The following is a 13,761-nucleotide window of genomic DNA, read 5'->3' on the forward strand; positions in this document are numbered from 1 at the left end:
CGCTCAGTTCGAATGCGTTCGGGCCGCCAAAGGATTTGAGTACTTGCGCTTTCATTGTGTTTCCTCGTTTCTAGAAAAAGGGATATAGAGAATTTTCGATGTGTTGATGTAAAAAAACACGCGCCGTTGCCTGGGGGCTCTCGGTTGTCAGTCCTTGTTTCGGTTAAAAGGGATATCGAGAAGTGTCGATATGTCGGGTCAAAAAATTACAGCTCCTTGCCTATGAGTTCGGCCAAAGCACGGATATTGGCTTCATTGCGCTTGTAGTAGGTCCACTGTCCGATCCGACGGACTTCGACCAGGCCTACACGTTGCAGCGTCGCGAGGTAGTCGGACACCGTCGACTGCGACAGACCGACACCTTCCTGAATACTGCTGACGCACACACCCACGGTATGAACGTCCCCTTCATCTTGCGGAGGAAAGTTCTTAACCGGATCCTTCAACCCCTTGAGGATTCCAAGGCGGGTGGGATTCGAGAGGGCTTTGAATACATTGATCAGTTCCATGGGGGGGCATAGTATCGAGATTTACCGATATGTCAATGCAGTAATTACCCATTCGTCGGGCGCCCGGTTCGAGAGGCGCTGTCCGGGGTGTCGGCAAGTCTTTGTAGTGCACCTCAAGTCTCTGGCTTGCCGAGGCGTTCAAGCTGTCGAGACATGACTCAGTCACCGGGAGCCGTCTCTGACAGCTCGGCGCTTGAGCAGGTAGTGGTATACCCAGGCCGCTTGACGAATAATCTGTGCCCCGTCGTACCCAGCCAACAGAGATCGTCATGAGCGCCACGCTACCGCCCCTCGTTCTTTCCATTCAGTCGCATGTCGCCTGGGGGCATGTCGGCAATGCTGCTGCGGTGTTTCCGTTGCAGCGCTTGGGCTTCGAGGTGCTGCCGATTCACACGGTGCAGTTCTCCAACCACACCGGTTACGGCCAGTTTCGCGGGCAGGTGTTCGGTGCCGAGCATGTGCGCGAGGTGCTGTTGGGGTTGCGTGAGCGCGGGGTGCTGCCGCGGTTGTCGGCGGTACTGTCCGGCTACCTGGGCGATGCTGATACGGGGCGGGTGATCCTTGAAGCGGTGGGCGAGATTCGCCAGCACAACCCGGCGCTGCGTTACCTGTGCGATCCGGTGATGGGCGACGTCGGGCGCGGCGTGTTCGTCAACCCGGCGATTCCCGATTTTTTGCGCGATCAGGCGATTCCTTTCGCCAATATCATAACGCCCAATCAGTTCGAGTTCGAACTGCTCACGGGCTCGAAACCGGCCAGTTTGCAGGAGGCGGTGAAGATCGCTCGGCAGTTGCGCGGTCGAGGCCCTGACGTGGTCATCGTCACCAGCCTGGCGACGCCGGACATCCCTGAAAGCGAATTGGGCACGCTGGCGGTGAACGGCGAGGGCGCCTGGCTGGTACGCACCCCGCGCCTGGCACTGCATCCATTGCCGAATGGCATGGGCGATGTGTTCTCGGCCACGTTGTTGGGCCGGTTGCTGGCCGGGCAGGCATTGCCGCAAGCGCTGGAACTGGCCACGGCAACGCTGTACGCCTTGGTCGAGCAGACTGCGGACGGCGCGCGCGATCTGCCGTTGATCGCCGCGCAGGAGCAGATCGTGGTGCCGGGCAAGCGCTTCGTCGCGCAACCCTTGGCCTGAACCACGTTCGTCGGAATGATGGTGATTTCAATGTGATATCACCGTATTCTCCTGCCTGCGGTCCACATCCTGATGTCGTGACCGTTTCTACGGATGGATTTTGACCTTCACCGCAGCAGGCCAGCCTTACCGTAGACCGTCATCATGTCGTTTCACCGATTTCTTGCCTTGTTCGTGGCCACCGCGCTGTGCGCCACTGCCAATCTTTCTCTTGCTGAGCAGATCAGCGGGCAGCTACAGATCAGCCTGACCATTCTGAAGCGTTGCGAGGTTGCTGTTCGTGGCGATGCTGCTGCCGCGCACCTGTCCGCGCGTGACTGTGAGCATGCCGTCTATCAGGTGCAGGACGCTCACGGGCGAGCCTTAACGTCGAGCCTGAATGCAGAGGCGACCTCGATGGTGCTGCCTGCCGGCGGTGATGCCGGCTCGACGCTGGTGATCTACTGGTAATGCTTCAGTAGTTGATGATCAGCAGCACGTTGTCGGTATAGACGCCCACCGGCGCGTTGGCTTGCCCGGGGTCCAGAATCGCCTGGTAGTTGAAGCTCTGCGAGTTACCCGTGCCGCTGGTCGTCAGCGGTGAGGCGGCGTTCCAGATCAGGCTGCTGCCGCTGTAGTAGAGGTTGTAGCGAATGAACTGGCTACCATTGGTCAGGCGTCGCCAGGGCGCCTGATAGTTCTGCCCATTGTCGAAACTCAGCGTGTAGCCCTCCGTATTGGTGCAGGTGACGGCGAAGGTACGCTGCTGCGCGTTGAACTGGCTGATCAGGGCATTGGCGCCAAAGTCCACGTTGGGCAAGGTATCGACGCGGCAGGCTTTGCTGACCACCAGAGTGATGGTCAGAGTGGCGAGTGAGCCCGTACCCCAGTTGGTAGGGGCACCGCAGATCAATACACAGGTTTGCGTCAATCCGGGGCTGCGGTTCCAGGCGCAGATATTGAGCGCGCCGACGGTACAGATCGCCCAGTCCCAGCGCAGGGTGATTGTGGCGGTGTAGGTGCCGGCTGGCACGTTGGGGCCGGGGTTGGTACGAAAATACAGGCCGATGGCGGTGGAGTTGCCACCGAGCGCCAGCAGGTTGATTGCACCGAGCTGTTGCGGTTGGCCGGCTACCAGCGCCTGGTTGTAGCCAGCGTCCTGAAACACCTGAAAAGGGATCTGATTGCCCTGGCCATCTTGCAGGGCCAGGGTGCCGGGGGTCTGCAGCGTGACCCGGACATATGCACCCGCCAGTACCTGAAGTAATCCCGGACAGGCCAGGCCCGCGCCGGCTGCTGCTTGTTGCTGTGTGGTGCGCAAACTCAGAGAGTTGGTATTGCCCAGATTGACCGAGCCCCCCGCATAAGTGTTGCAGGCGTAGGTCGGTACGCTTACCAGTGCGCCGCACAGCAGGAGTGCGTGAATCAGCCTGCGGATCATGGCTGAGCGTCCTGCTGCAGGCAGGTGAGGGGGCCGATCACGGCTATTTCCATGGCACTGTCGTCCAGCGAGAACCGGCTGCTGCAACGGCTGCCATCGGCCAGCTCTACTTCCAACTGGTTGTCCTTCGCCAGCCCTTCGAAATACAGCTGGCCGTCCCAGCCAATGTAGGTGCGCTGACCGCTGGGACGATGCAGCACCTGGCTGCCGCGGGGCAGTGGCTGTCCCAGGCCGTCGACCAACTGGATGCTGGCTGACAGGCTCATCTCCATGGGGAAGGCGAGCAATGCGCCGCTGCCCTGATGCACGGCGATGCGCTTCTGGGTTTCCGACAGTTGCAGGTTGCTCGGCAGATTCAGCAGGTCGACTTCGTACTGGCCGGGGTAGTAAGACGGCACCCAGGGCACCAGCAGGTAACCTGCCGAGTCGGTACGACCCAGCAATTGATGTTCGTAGCGCACGGGCACATCTGAATAACCCTCGGTGCTGACCAGCACGAAGGCGTCGTCGATCCGGTTGCTGGCGAATACCTGTCCCTGCATGGCAACCAGCGAGCCGCTGACGCCGCCCCACCGGGTAGTGATGCCGTCGTTCTGGTAGGCGCCTGCCTGCACCTGTGCATGTTGGGTGCGCCACGTCAGGTCAGCCTGGCGGTATTCATTGTCGCCGCCGGCATAGCCAAGGTTCCACCCCAGACCGCCGTCGCTGGGTGGGTTGCGGCTGTAATTGGCGCGTGCGCGCTGGTTACCGTTGCTGTCTCGCTCCACGCCTGTGGTCAGCGTGGAGTACAGGTCGAATGGGATGACCAGTTGTGCCTGGATGGCATGCGAGGCGTCGTCCAGCTGGCGGTTGAGGGAGAGAAAGAAGCTGGCGCTGCCCCACAGGCTGCGTGACCAGGACAGGTTGAGCAGGCGCGTGCGCTGTCCGGTCTGTTCCTCACTGGCGAAGTAGCCGATGCCGAATGAGCCGAGCCCCTCAGGGCTGAAACTGAAGGTCAATTGATCGAGGATCTTGCTCAGCGGGCCGCCGGCCAGGTCGTTATCCAGGGCGTTCGCGACGCTCAGGTCGGCATAGCCCGAGGTGCGCTGGATGCGCTGCGCGGTGATACCGAAGCGACGCGCGTAGTAGCTATAGCCAAGGCTGTACTGTTGGCCGTTGCCGATACCGCTGCTCTGGCTCACGGAACTGGTCAGGGTGCCCATCAGACCAAGTCCGACGGTAGCGCCGATACCAGCCTGGCGCAGGCCTGCGCCGGCTTCGGCATGGCTCTCCAGGGTGAGGCTGTCGGTCACGCCGTGGCGCAGGCTGCCGCTGCTCACCAGGCTGCCGTAGGAAAAATCGTCCACGCCATAGTTGCGGCGCAGTTTGCCCAGCGACAGGGAGAAGTCCGAAAGCCCCTGGCGCAGCAGGGTATCGGTCACATAAAAGGGTACGGTGGTGGAGACCTGGCGCCCCAGCACATCCGTGGTCACCAGCGTCGCGGTGCCGGCGCCGCTGATGTAAGGCACGGTGTTGAGGGTAAAGGGACCGGGGCGCAGCTCCTGTTGACCGAGGCGGGCGTCGTCGATGAACAGATCAACGGTGCTGGGCACTGCAGCATCGCCATCGAACCGCGGTAATGGGTAAGTGATCAGATCCGGGCGCAAAGAGAAGTTGCGTGAAATCTGCAGCCCGCCAAGGCGGACCGCGCTGTTCCAGGTCAGCGCGCCGGTGATCAGGTCGCCAGCGCTGAGGCTGAGCATGCGTTGTTGATCGTTGAAGCGCCAGGTGCTGTCGTAGCGGGTATAGCCATCGCGATAGCCCGGCCCGGAGAAACTGTGGCGATGGACGCCCGTGTTGGAAATCATGCCGAAACCGTCGAACACCCGCTGTTCCAGCCAGGTGTTGGCGTAGTGGCCAGCGTTGTCGGTGTGGCTGTAGTAGAGGTCATAGTTGAACAGCACGCCGAACGCACTCTGCGCCTGCATCGGCTCGCTCAGGCTGCTGGGGCCGAAACGCTGATGTGGCAGCCATTCGCTGGGGAGGGTGAGTAGCAGGCGCTGGCTGTCCTGCTGATATTCGCTGCGCAGGGCATCGATCCGGTCCAGAGCGACCCAGGGCGTCGTCTCCGAGGGCAGGCGCACGCCTGCGGCGAGCAGGTCGGCGCGCTGGGCGAATAACCGGCCCTGATGTTCTCTCACTTCCACCACCTTGCCGCTGGACAGCTCATTGACGATCAACTCCAGGTAGAGCAACTGCGCCTCGGCGAACTGCTGTGCGTCATCGCCATGGGCTGACGGGACTGACAGCAAGGTGGCCAGTAGCAGCAGTACCAGCGATCTACTCAGCGGCCAGCGGCTGCTTGTGTCGACTTTCGTTGACGCGTGCCTGCACCTGGCCGCTGCGCACGCCTGTCGGCAGAGGCCAGCGCATCTGCGCACCAGGTAGTACATAACCGAGAAGCCCTTCGGCCAGTGGCTGTTTGCCGCTGTCTCGCGATAGATCGACCTGGGATAGCCGGGCCGGGGCGGGGCCGAGGTTGCGCAGGTAAAGGAAGGCGCCGTTGCTACCGTCAACGACGCGGTAGCGCAGATCGGGAGCCAGTGGCTGGCCCTGGCCTGGCGCATCTCGCGCACCGTCATCCAGATAGGCCCCAGGTCCGACCACGAACAAGGGCACCGAGTAACGCATCTGGAATTGCACGCCCAATTGGGACGGCCGCGGTTGTGGCGGCAGAACTTCGTCGACCAGCACACGGTAGGTGCGCAGCGTGCCGGCACTCGGCGGCTCCAGGTTGACCAGCCTGACCAGCTGCCGCTTGCCCGGTTGCAGCGTTGCCATTGGCGGGCTGCCCACGACCTGCTTCTGCGACGTCAGGCGATCTTCGAATTCCTCCTGCTCCCAGGCCAGTACGCGCACCTGCACATCCACTGGTTCCTGCCCGCGATTCTCCAGCCACAGCGCGGCTGATTTCTGTCGATCGGCTTCGATCAGCGGATTGATCGGCCAGATCAGGATGGAGCTGGCAGCCTGTGTGGCCAGACTCGCCAGCGCTGTGGTCAGCGCCAGGCAGCAGGCGAAGAGGGGGCGTGTGCTCATGGGTCAATAACTCACGGTCACGGTGACGGTGTCGGTATAGATGCCGGCCGAAGGCAACGGGCTGACACTGAACAGGCGGGCATAGACCGTGTAGGTCTGGGTGGCGCCGCCAACAGGGAAATTGATGCTCATGCGCGTGCCTCCGTTGCTGCCGTCGCCCCAGATGATGCTGCGTGCGGCGTCCTGGTACAGCTGGTAGCGCAGGCGCTCCGCGCCACGCGCCAGGTAGCGTCCGCCGGCCACGCTGCCGGTATTGAGCCCGGCATTTAGCGACAGCGTGACGGCAGTGCCGGGAGAGCACTGCAGTACGATGGACCCGTTGTCTGGCGTGCTGGCCGCATCCAGGTTGCTGGGCAGGGTGCTGACCTGGCCGAATGAAATGTTGCCGAACGAGGTGGCGTCGCTGCCGCCAGCGCCCAGCAGACAGCCCGGTACGATTTCCGCGCGCAACTGGAAGCTCTGGCTGACGATCTGATCGTTGATGCCCGTGTCGCCACGAGCAGACAAAGCGCCCATGGCCAGTACGGTCAGGCAGAGCAGGCGAGTGACCATGAGTGAATGTGCCCAGCACGGCATCACCAACTCACCGTGACGGTCAGAGTATCGCTGTAGCTTCCGGGAGGCGGGGCATTCTGTGCCGGCACGCGGGCGTAGATTGCCAGCCACTGATCCTGGCCATTGCCGGTGGCGCTGACTCCCGTGCTGTTGTCCCAGACGGTGGCGTAGTCCGCGCCGGTGTAAAGGTTGTAGCTGACTACGGCGGAGCCGGGACCGACCATCTGCCGATTGCTGGTGGTGCCGCTGTAGCCGGCATTGATCAGTACGCGATAGGGGATGTTCTGCTGGCAATTGACGCGCAGGGCACCTGCGTCTGGTTGACCAACCAGGGTAACCAGGTTGTCGAGTCTGAGGTGGGTGCCGAAATCCAGGGTCCCGAAGCTGGCGCCCGAACCGCCGCTGCTGCCCGCCTGACAGGCCGGTAACACCTCGACATTCAGGCCGATGGTGGCGGTCTTGTCGACTGCCGGCAGGACTGCCGGAGCCATCAAAAGCAGGGAGGCGATCAGGCAGCGCATGGCTATTCTTCCCGGAAAAATTCGAGATCCTCTTGCCTTGAGTGCGTGGTACCTACCAGGCGATGGTGACTTGTACGGTGTCCGTGTAGGTACCTGGGCTTGGGGTGGTCTGTGAGGGCACGCGGCCGTAGACGATCACTTCTTCGTTGACGCCGGTGCCAGTGCCGGAAAGCACTGTGCCTGTGGCGCCGCCGTCTCCCCAGGGTTCGGTGCGGCTGCTGTCCTGATAGAGGTTGTAGGCGACGTACTCACCGGCATTGATCATGCGCCTTTGGCTGCCGGAAGCGTTCTGCCCGGCGCTCAGTGCAACGCTGTAGTCGGTTCCCAAGCTGCATTGCAAGCCAAACGAGCTGCCCCCGGCGCTGCCGAAGGAGCGACCGTCGATCAGGTTGGCGAGGTCGTTGTATTCACCGAAGGACAGTGAGCCGAAGGTGTTGCTGGAGCCGTCGGCCGTGCCGTTGGTTACCGTACAACCGGTGCCGATGGTGATCTGAACGTTGAGTTGACCTTGCAACTCGCCTGCCGAGAAAGCCGGTGCAGCGAAATGCGAAAGCGCCAATAATGCGGCGATTCTCGTGATGGGCTTCATCGGCCGAGTCCCTTCGAAGTGGAGTTGTTTGGACCATAGTCCAGACCTCTTCCGTGCTCAAAGAATACGCATTCTTGGCTTGAGCGACCTCAACTCATTTTGCACGTATAACTGATTGATTGGCCCGTAAAAACTATTTTCATGTAAGAGATAGCGACTTATCCCATGAGGTGATTGCCTACATATCTTTAAGATGATGGCGAGATCATTTCCTCAAGCTCAGAGCTTGCTCACCCCGGCAATTACTGGCGTGCCGCTCAGCGGATCGCGCAGCAGCGTGCAGCGTACGCCGTAAAGACGCTCGACCAGCTCCGAGGTGACGATCTCATCCGGGCAGCCGCTGGCGACGATCCGGCCCTGGTGCATGGCGATCAGGTGATCGGCATAGCGGCAGGCGCTGGAGAGGTCGTGTACCACCATGACGATGGTCTTGCCGGCTGCAGCGAGTTGGCGGATCAGTTCGAACACTTCGATCTGATGGCCCAGGTCCAGTGCCGAGGTGGGTTCGTCGAGCAGTAGCAGAGGCGTGGCCTGGGCGATGGCCATGGCGATCCAGGCGCGCTGGCGCTGACCACCGGACATCGACTCCAGCGGCCGGTCGGCCAGTTCCAGCAGATCGGCGGCGACCAGTGCCGCATCGACGATGGCCTGGTCTTCCTCGCTCCACTGGCGCAGCAGGCTCTGGTGCGGCTGGCGGCCGAAGCGGATCAGTTCGCTGACCGTCAGGCCGTCTGGGGCGCTGGCATCTTGCGGCAGCAGGGCAAGGCTGCGCGCCACTTCACGCGATGGCAGGCTGCCGATGGCCTTGCCGTCGAGCAGGACGCTGCCTGATAAGGGTTTGTGCAAGCGAGCCAGGCCGGCCAGCAGGGTGGATTTGCCGCAGCCGTTGGGGCCGACGATGGCGCTGACCTGCCCGCTGGGAATTATCAGGTCAAGGTCTTCGATGATGCGGGTCTGGGCGTAGCCCATGCTCAGGTCGCGGGCTTCGAGGCGCACGTCGGACTGGCGCGCGTCGCCGAGCAGTGAGGAAGGCAGGGTCATGTCGAGCTCCTTGGGGCCTGGCGTAGCAGAATCCACAGCAGGTAGGGGCCGCCGACCACAGCAGCGATGATGCCGACCGGGATTTCGATGGGCGCCAGCAGGGTACGACCGAGCCAGTCTGCGAGGATCATCATCAGTGCGCCTGACAGCGCCGCGTTGAGCACCGGCACGCCGTGTCGGTTGCACAGGTGGCGCGCCATTTCCGGCGCAGCCAGGGCGATCAGGCCGACCGGACCGACCACCGCAACGGCCAGCGCCGTGAGCCAGACGCACAGCGCCAGGGTGAGCAGGCGCATGCGTTGCAGGCGCACACCGAGGCCGATGGCGACGTTGTCGGAAAAGCGCATCAGGCTCAGAGCATTGACCAGCAGCTTGGCCAGCGGTAGGCCCACGGCCAGGCCGATGCCGAGTAGCAGAACCGAGTCGGCCGGGCGTGCATTGAGGCTGCCGACCGTCCAGGGGTAGGCGGCGTTGGCGGCGTCCATGTCGCTGCGTGCCAGCATCAGATTAGTCAGCGCGCCGAACAATGCGCCGATGGCGATGCCAACGACGATGAAGCGATAGCCGCGTGCGCCACCGCCGGCGGCCAGGGCAAAGGTCAGTACCGCAGCGCTGGCGGCGCCGCTCAGCGCCAGGGCGGAGGGCGCCAGGCTGGTAGGCACGACGACGATGGAGGCGACGGCGAAGGCGGTGGCGCCGTTGTCGATACCGAGCACCCCCGGCGTGGCCAGGCGGTTGCGCGCCAGAGTCTGCAGCAGGCAACCGGCAGCGCCGAGAGCGGCGCCGCTGAGCAGGCCGGCGATCAGCCGGGGCATGCGCAACTCCTGAATCAGGAACACCTGCAGCGCCTCGCCCTGACCGAAGGCGGCCAGCAGGGCTTTGCTGGGCGTGAGGGCGTCATCGCCGGCCGCCAGTATCCAGGTGGCGACAGTGGCCAGCAGCAGACTGAGGGTCAATGCGATGACCATGCTGCGCCTGTGCAGCAGCAGGCTGTAGCGGCCCAGGCGCAGCAGGTGATGGCTGGCCGGGGCGAGCAGGGGGCGTGAAGAGGAAATGTTCATGTCACAAGGTCGGCAGGCGGTGGTTGCGCACCACGGCAATCAGGATCGGCGCGCCGACGAAGGCGGCCACCACGCCCACCGGCAGTTCGTAGGGGCGTACCAGCAGGCGTGAGATGACGTCGGCCAGCAGCAGGACGCAGGGGCCGAGCAGCATGCTCAGGCCGAGGGTACGGCGGATGTCCGAGCCGACCAGGCGACGGGCGATATAGGGCACGATCAGACCAATAAAGGCGATGGGGCCGGCGGCAGCGGTGGCGGTGCCGACCAGGATTGCGACCGCAAGTAAGGTGCCGAGGCGCGTCAGTTGCGGATGGTGACCGAGGCCGCTGGCAACGTGCTCGCCCAGCGCCAGGGCAGCCAGCGGACGCACCACCAGCAGCGCTACCAACAGTCCGCCGATCAGTCCGGGCAGGCTCCAGTCGAGCGTGTCCAACGGGCGACCGGCCAAGGCGCCGATGACCCAGAAGCGCATTTCATCGGCGGTACGCTGATCCCATAACAGCAGCAGGCTACTGAGCGCGCCGAGCATGCCGGAGAAAGCGGCGCCGGCCAGCACCATGCGTACGGGGTCGTCACCGACGCCGCGCATGCGCGTGACCAGCAGCACCAGCACGCAGCCCACCAGCGCACCCAGCATGGCGACGCCCAGATGCAGGCTGGCAGCCGAGGCGCCCAGGTTGATCGCCAGGACCACGGCGAACGAGGCACCGGCGCTGACTCCAAGCAATCCAGGTTCGGCCAACGGGTTGCGCGTCACCGCTTGCAGCAGCACACCGGCCGCGCCCAGGGCGAGGCCGACCAACAGGGCCAGTTCGGTACGCACCCAGCGCAGTTCGAAGACGATGAAGCGAGCATCCTCATCGCTGCCGCCGAGCAGGGCTTGCAGGCTGGGCAGGATGCCGATATCACCCGCGCCTAACAGCAGGCTCGTGACGCACAAAAGCAACAGGCACACAGCCGAGTAGCTCAGCGCCTGAGGGACGGAAAGGCGTGCAGCGAGCATCAGTCGAGCAGAGCCTTCTCCACGTCATCGAGTACCTGTTGAGCCGCCAGGTAACCGGAGCTGCTGCTCCAGATCTGGCCGTCGACGGTCACCACATGACCGTCGGCGACGGCTGACAGGCGAGTGAAGGCAGGCTGCTTGCGCGCGTCTTCCAGGGCCTTGCGACCATCTGGATTGAGCGTTGCGAGGAATATCCAGTCGGCATTGATGCGTGACAGGTTCTCCAGACTCAGCACGTCGCTGTGCGGCTTCTGCGCCTGGGCTGCGGCCAGTTCGTTGGCGCGCAGGCCGAGGTCGTTCAGCAACTGGCCAACGAACAGGTGGCTGGACATGATCACCGGCCCTTGCGGGTTCCAGCGCACCACGCTGACTGCCTGGCCCTGCGGCAGACGCTGGCGCAGTTCGGCGCTGCGTTTGTCGATTTCGGCGAGGCGTTGTTGGCCTTCTTCCTGTTTCCCGAGGGCCTGGGCGTAGGTCAAGTAGGTCTTGCGCCAGTCCTGGAAGGAATTGCCGGTGGGCACCACGGTGGGCGCCATCAGGCTCAGTTTGGCGTACAGATCGCGTGACAGGTCGCTGGAGGCCAGTATCAGGTCCGGCTGCAGGCGCAGGATGGCCTCCAGGTTGGGTTCGCGCACGCTGCCCACCAGGGTGATCTTGTCTGTCGTGGTCTTGAGATAGCCCGGTACGTCGTCGCCGCCACGGCTGGCCAGGGTGCCGACCGGCTTTATGCCGAGTGACAGCGCCGCATCCAGGGCGCTGTCGCCCAGTGCCACCACGCGCTGCGCAGTGCCGCTGATTTTCACTGGACCGTAGGCGCTGTCCAGCGTGCGTTCGCTGGCGTGCAGGGGCAAGGCGAGCAGCAGCGACGTGGTAATCGCCGCCGCAGTGCGTTGCAGGTGGGAGCGGATAGACATGCTGGACTCCGGGTCGAGACGAGCAGCGGCAAACGCTGCTCCGGGCAGGATCGAAAGCAAGCTATCTTTTACTAGGTGAGTTAATGAAAATCCATCGCATTTACGAAGTGTTTACAGGATGCAGCCGCTGAATGAGCCGGCGATGCCCGGGCCTTGTCATGAGGCTCGGGCCTCCTGCTGTGCTCAGTGCTTCAGCTTGGCCAGCCAATCGCCGAGCATCATGGCGCCCGCTTGCTCAAGGGCTCTGGCATGGCGCTTGGCGTCGTGACGCAGGGTGACGGGATCGCTGCCCGAGCTGGCCAGTTCGCTGGCATGGCCCAGGAGCCAATGTTCGAAGCGGTCGCCTCGCACTTCCGGGTGAAATTGCAGGCCCAGCACGTTTTGCCCGCGAGCGAAGGCCTGCTGGCGGCACAGCGGGGTCGAGGCGAGCAGGGTGCAGCCTTCCGGCAGGTCGAAGGTATCGCCATGCCAATGCAGCACGGCGACGTCGTGCAGGGCGGCAAGTGGCTGATAGTCGGAGGCTGCCAGCTCCAGCGTCGACCAGCCGATTTCCTTGGCTGGCCCTGGGTAGACGGTGGAGCCCAATGCCGCAGCCATCAGCTGCGCACCGAGGCAGATGCCCAGCGTCGGCTTATCGGCTGCCAGCCGTGCGCGCAGTATTTCCAGTTCAGCGGAGACGAGCGGGTAGCGGTCGTGGTCATAGACGCCGATAGGGCCGCCAAGCACCACCAGGAGGTCGGCTGCGAGCGGGTCGAGTTGACTGAGGTCACGTTCCGCGGCGTCGATGTACTCGATCTGGTAGCCGGCAGCGCGCAGCGGCGCCTCGAAGCTGCCGAGATCCTCGAAACCGACGTGGCGGATGGCTTGCAGGGTGCATTCGGTCATTGGCACTGTCCGTCAGTAAAGGAGGGGGGAGTGCCCCCTGGCCTGGAGAATATGTTCGAAGTCCTTCAGCGCCGCAGCGGCGGTGGCGAGGGGTTCAGCGCCGCCGCCGATGGCGATCGTCTCGCCCATGGCGTCGCTGTTGATGCGGATCGCCTTGTTCTTACCGTTCACCTGGGCGAAGGGATCGGACAGCGGATAGGTCTTGATCCCGACGCTGGCGCGGATCGCACTGTCCACGTAGCTGAGGCTGCCGACCAGGCGGGGAACCAGGCCCTGTGCTTGCCAGGCTTCGATACGCTGCGCGGTGACAGAAAGGATGCCATCGACCTCGACGTCAGCCATTGTCAGCTGGGCGCCAAGGCCGAAGTTGGCCAGCAGCAGGAGTTTGCAGGCAGTGTCCCAACCTTCGGTATCGTTGCGCGTGTCTGCTTCGGCGAAACCGCCGGCTTGTGCCTCGCGCAGTGCTGCATCGAAACCAAGACCCTGGGTGCGCATGGCGTCGAGCAGGTAGTTGGTGGTGGCGTTGAGAATGCCCTCGACGCTGAGCACCTTGCAGCCGGCCAGGCTGTGTTCGAGCAGGTCGAGTGTGGGCAGGGCGGCTGCGGCCGCACCGCTGAGTTTCAGCTGCGCACCGGAGGCGCGGGCCAGTTCGCGCAGACGCGGCCCGCTATGCACCAGCGCGCCCTTGGAGATGACGATGCAGTCCCGCCCGGCGGACAGCGCCGCACAGAGGTAGTCCAGGCTTGGCCCGCCGCTGCGAAAATCGCTGGGGCCGGCCTCGATCAGCACTTCGGCACCGCTCGCCGCCACGAAATCCGGCCCCGACAACCCGGGCTGAAGGTCGTCCAGCTGGTTAGCCTGCATGCCGTTGGCATCGGCCAGGCCGGCGCGTGAGCCACATACGGCAACCAGTCGCACATCCACGCCATAGATCTGGCGATAGTGGTCGCGACGTTGCAGCAGCAGGTTGGCCGTTGCGCGGCCGACACCGCCGAAACCGGCGATTGCAACCTTGAGCGTTTGCATGGGGCGTTCCTTTCGCT

The 13,761-nt window shown here is 63.6% G+C and carries 15 protein-coding genes; 2 read left to right on the forward strand and 13 right to left on the reverse strand.

The window, feature by feature from the left end:
- Window positions 1–206 precede the first annotated feature (206 nt).
- Window positions 207–509, reverse strand: coding sequence for an ArsR/SmtB family transcription factor (locus H3221_RS18745; RefSeq protein ID WP_072423782.1), 303 nt, complete (start codon window positions 507–509; stop codon window positions 207–209).
- A gap of 269 nt (window positions 510–778) precedes the next feature.
- Here H3221_RS18745 and pdxY point away from each other — a divergent pair, with 269 nt between their 5' ends.
- Entirely contained in the window at window positions 779–1,651 is an 873-nt protein-coding gene (pdxY, locus tag H3221_RS18750) for a pyridoxal kinase PdxY (RefSeq protein WP_196474921.1), read from the forward strand.
- A gap of 144 nt (window positions 1,652–1,795) precedes the next feature.
- Complete coding sequence (locus H3221_RS18755; protein WP_196474920.1) at window positions 1,796–2,101, forward strand: hypothetical protein; 306 nt, start codon at window positions 1,796–1,798, stop codon at window positions 2,099–2,101.
- Between the two features lie 4 nt (window positions 2,102–2,105).
- On the opposite strand, the gene H3221_RS18760 is transcribed toward H3221_RS18755, so the two are convergent.
- The 12 genes from H3221_RS18760 to H3221_RS18815 all read right to left on the reverse strand — a co-directional run bounded on the left by H3221_RS18760 (window position 2,106) and on the right by H3221_RS18815 (window position 13,744).
- A complete protein-coding gene (locus H3221_RS18760) occupies window positions 2,106–3,071 on the reverse strand; it encodes a Csu type fimbrial protein (protein WP_196474919.1) in 966 nt (321 codons plus the stop codon).
- Window positions 3,068–5,362: a fimbria/pilus outer membrane usher protein gene (locus H3221_RS18765; RefSeq protein WP_196474918.1), complete on the reverse strand. Its 2,295-nt coding sequence runs from the start codon at window positions 5,360–5,362 to the stop codon at window positions 3,068–3,070. The genes H3221_RS18760 and H3221_RS18765 overlap by 4 nt, the downstream gene beginning before the upstream one ends.
- Window positions 5,363–5,390: 28 nt before the next feature.
- Window positions 5,391–6,149 carry a fimbrial biogenesis chaperone gene (locus H3221_RS18770; RefSeq protein WP_196474917.1) on the reverse strand — a complete coding sequence of 253 codons (759 nt, stop codon included), beginning with the start codon at window positions 6,147–6,149 and terminating at the stop codon, window positions 5,391–5,393.
- 3 nt (window positions 6,150–6,152) lie between these two features.
- Window positions 6,153–6,725, reverse strand: a complete 573-nt coding sequence (locus H3221_RS18775) for a Csu type fimbrial protein (protein WP_196474916.1) — start codon at window positions 6,723–6,725, stop codon at window positions 6,153–6,155.
- Window positions 6,725–7,225 carry a Csu type fimbrial protein gene (locus tag H3221_RS18780; RefSeq protein WP_196474915.1) on the reverse strand — a complete coding sequence of 167 codons (501 nt, stop codon included), beginning with the start codon at window positions 7,223–7,225 and terminating at the stop codon, window positions 6,725–6,727. The genes H3221_RS18775 and H3221_RS18780 overlap by 1 nt, the downstream gene beginning before the upstream one ends.
- Window positions 7,226–7,277: 52 nt before the next feature.
- Window positions 7,278–7,814: a Csu type fimbrial protein gene (locus H3221_RS18785; RefSeq protein ID WP_196474914.1), complete on the reverse strand. Its 537-nt coding sequence runs from the start codon at window positions 7,812–7,814 to the stop codon at window positions 7,278–7,280.
- A gap of 219 nt (window positions 7,815–8,033) precedes the next feature.
- Window positions 8,034–8,855 carry an ABC transporter ATP-binding protein gene (locus tag H3221_RS18790; protein ID WP_196474913.1) on the reverse strand — a complete coding sequence of 274 codons (822 nt, stop codon included), beginning with the start codon at window positions 8,853–8,855 and terminating at the stop codon, window positions 8,034–8,036.
- Entirely contained in the window at window positions 8,852–9,916 is a 1,065-nt protein-coding gene (locus tag H3221_RS18795) for a FecCD family ABC transporter permease (RefSeq protein ID WP_196474912.1), read from the reverse strand. The genes H3221_RS18790 and H3221_RS18795 overlap by 4 nt, the downstream gene beginning before the upstream one ends.
- Window position 9,917: 1 nt before the next feature.
- A complete protein-coding gene (locus tag H3221_RS18800) occupies window positions 9,918–10,919 on the reverse strand; it encodes a FecCD family ABC transporter permease (protein WP_196474911.1) in 1,002 nt (333 codons plus the stop codon).
- Window positions 10,919–11,833, reverse strand: coding sequence for an ABC transporter substrate-binding protein (locus H3221_RS18805; RefSeq protein ID WP_196474910.1), 915 nt, complete (start codon window positions 11,831–11,833; stop codon window positions 10,919–10,921). Before H3221_RS18805 ends, H3221_RS18800 begins: the two co-directional genes overlap by 1 nt.
- A gap of 183 nt (window positions 11,834–12,016) precedes the next feature.
- Complete coding sequence (locus H3221_RS18810; protein WP_196474909.1) at window positions 12,017–12,718, reverse strand: glutamine amidotransferase; 702 nt, start codon at window positions 12,716–12,718, stop codon at window positions 12,017–12,019.
- A gap of 12 nt (window positions 12,719–12,730) precedes the next feature.
- Complete coding sequence (locus H3221_RS18815; protein ID WP_196474908.1) at window positions 12,731–13,744, reverse strand: homoserine dehydrogenase; 1,014 nt, start codon at window positions 13,742–13,744, stop codon at window positions 12,731–12,733.
- Between the last annotated feature and the right edge of the window lie 17 nt (window positions 13,745–13,761).

The sequence above is a fragment of the Pseudomonas chaetocerotis genome (genome assembly GCF_015712105.2).
GTDB classification, from domain to species: domain Bacteria; phylum Pseudomonadota; class Gammaproteobacteria; order Pseudomonadales; family Pseudomonadaceae; genus Aquipseudomonas; species Aquipseudomonas chaetocerotis.

What these genes read in the sequence shown, in the direction of transcription:
- H3221_RS18800 (WP_196474911.1), bottom strand. Translation starts at nt 10,919, where the DNA reads ATGCTCGCTGCACGCCTTTCCGTCCCTCAGGCGCTGAGCTACTCGGCT.
- H3221_RS18755 (WP_196474920.1), top strand. Translation starts at nt 1,796, where the DNA reads ATGTCGTTTCACCGATTTCTTGCCTTGTTCGTGGCCACCGCGCTGTGC.
- H3221_RS18770 (WP_196474917.1), bottom strand. Translation starts at nt 6,149, where the DNA reads ATGAGCACACGCCCCCTCTTCGCCTGCTGCCTGGCGCTGACCACAGCG.
- pdxY (WP_196474921.1), top strand. Translation starts at nt 779, where the DNA reads ATGAGCGCCACGCTACCGCCCCTCGTTCTTTCCATTCAGTCGCATGTC.
- H3221_RS18760 (WP_196474919.1), bottom strand. Translation starts at nt 3,071, where the DNA reads ATGATCCGCAGGCTGATTCACGCACTCCTGCTGTGCGGCGCACTGGTA.
- H3221_RS18815 (WP_196474908.1), bottom strand. Translation starts at nt 13,744, where the DNA reads ATGCAAACGCTCAAGGTTGCAATCGCCGGTTTCGGCGGTGTCGGCCGC.
- H3221_RS18745 (WP_072423782.1), bottom strand. Translation starts at nt 509, where the DNA reads ATGGAACTGATCAATGTATTCAAAGCCCTCTCGAATCCCACCCGCCTT.
- H3221_RS18790 (WP_196474913.1), bottom strand. Translation starts at nt 8,855, where the DNA reads ATGACCCTGCCTTCCTCACTGCTCGGCGACGCGCGCCAGTCCGACGTG.
- H3221_RS18805 (WP_196474910.1), bottom strand. Translation starts at nt 11,833, where the DNA reads ATGTCTATCCGCTCCCACCTGCAACGCACTGCGGCGGCGATTACCACG.
- H3221_RS18775 (WP_196474916.1), bottom strand. Translation starts at nt 6,725, where the DNA reads ATGCCGTGCTGGGCACATTCACTCATGGTCACTCGCCTGCTCTGCCTG.
- H3221_RS18795 (WP_196474912.1), bottom strand. Translation starts at nt 9,916, where the DNA reads ATGAACATTTCCTCTTCACGCCCCCTGCTCGCCCCGGCCAGCCATCAC.
- H3221_RS18785 (WP_196474914.1), bottom strand. Translation starts at nt 7,814, where the DNA reads ATGAAGCCCATCACGAGAATCGCCGCATTATTGGCGCTTTCGCATTTC.
- H3221_RS18810 (WP_196474909.1), bottom strand. Translation starts at nt 12,718, where the DNA reads ATGACCGAATGCACCCTGCAAGCCATCCGCCACGTCGGTTTCGAGGAT.
- H3221_RS18780 (WP_196474915.1), bottom strand. Translation starts at nt 7,225, where the DNA reads ATGCGCTGCCTGATCGCCTCCCTGCTTTTGATGGCTCCGGCAGTCCTG.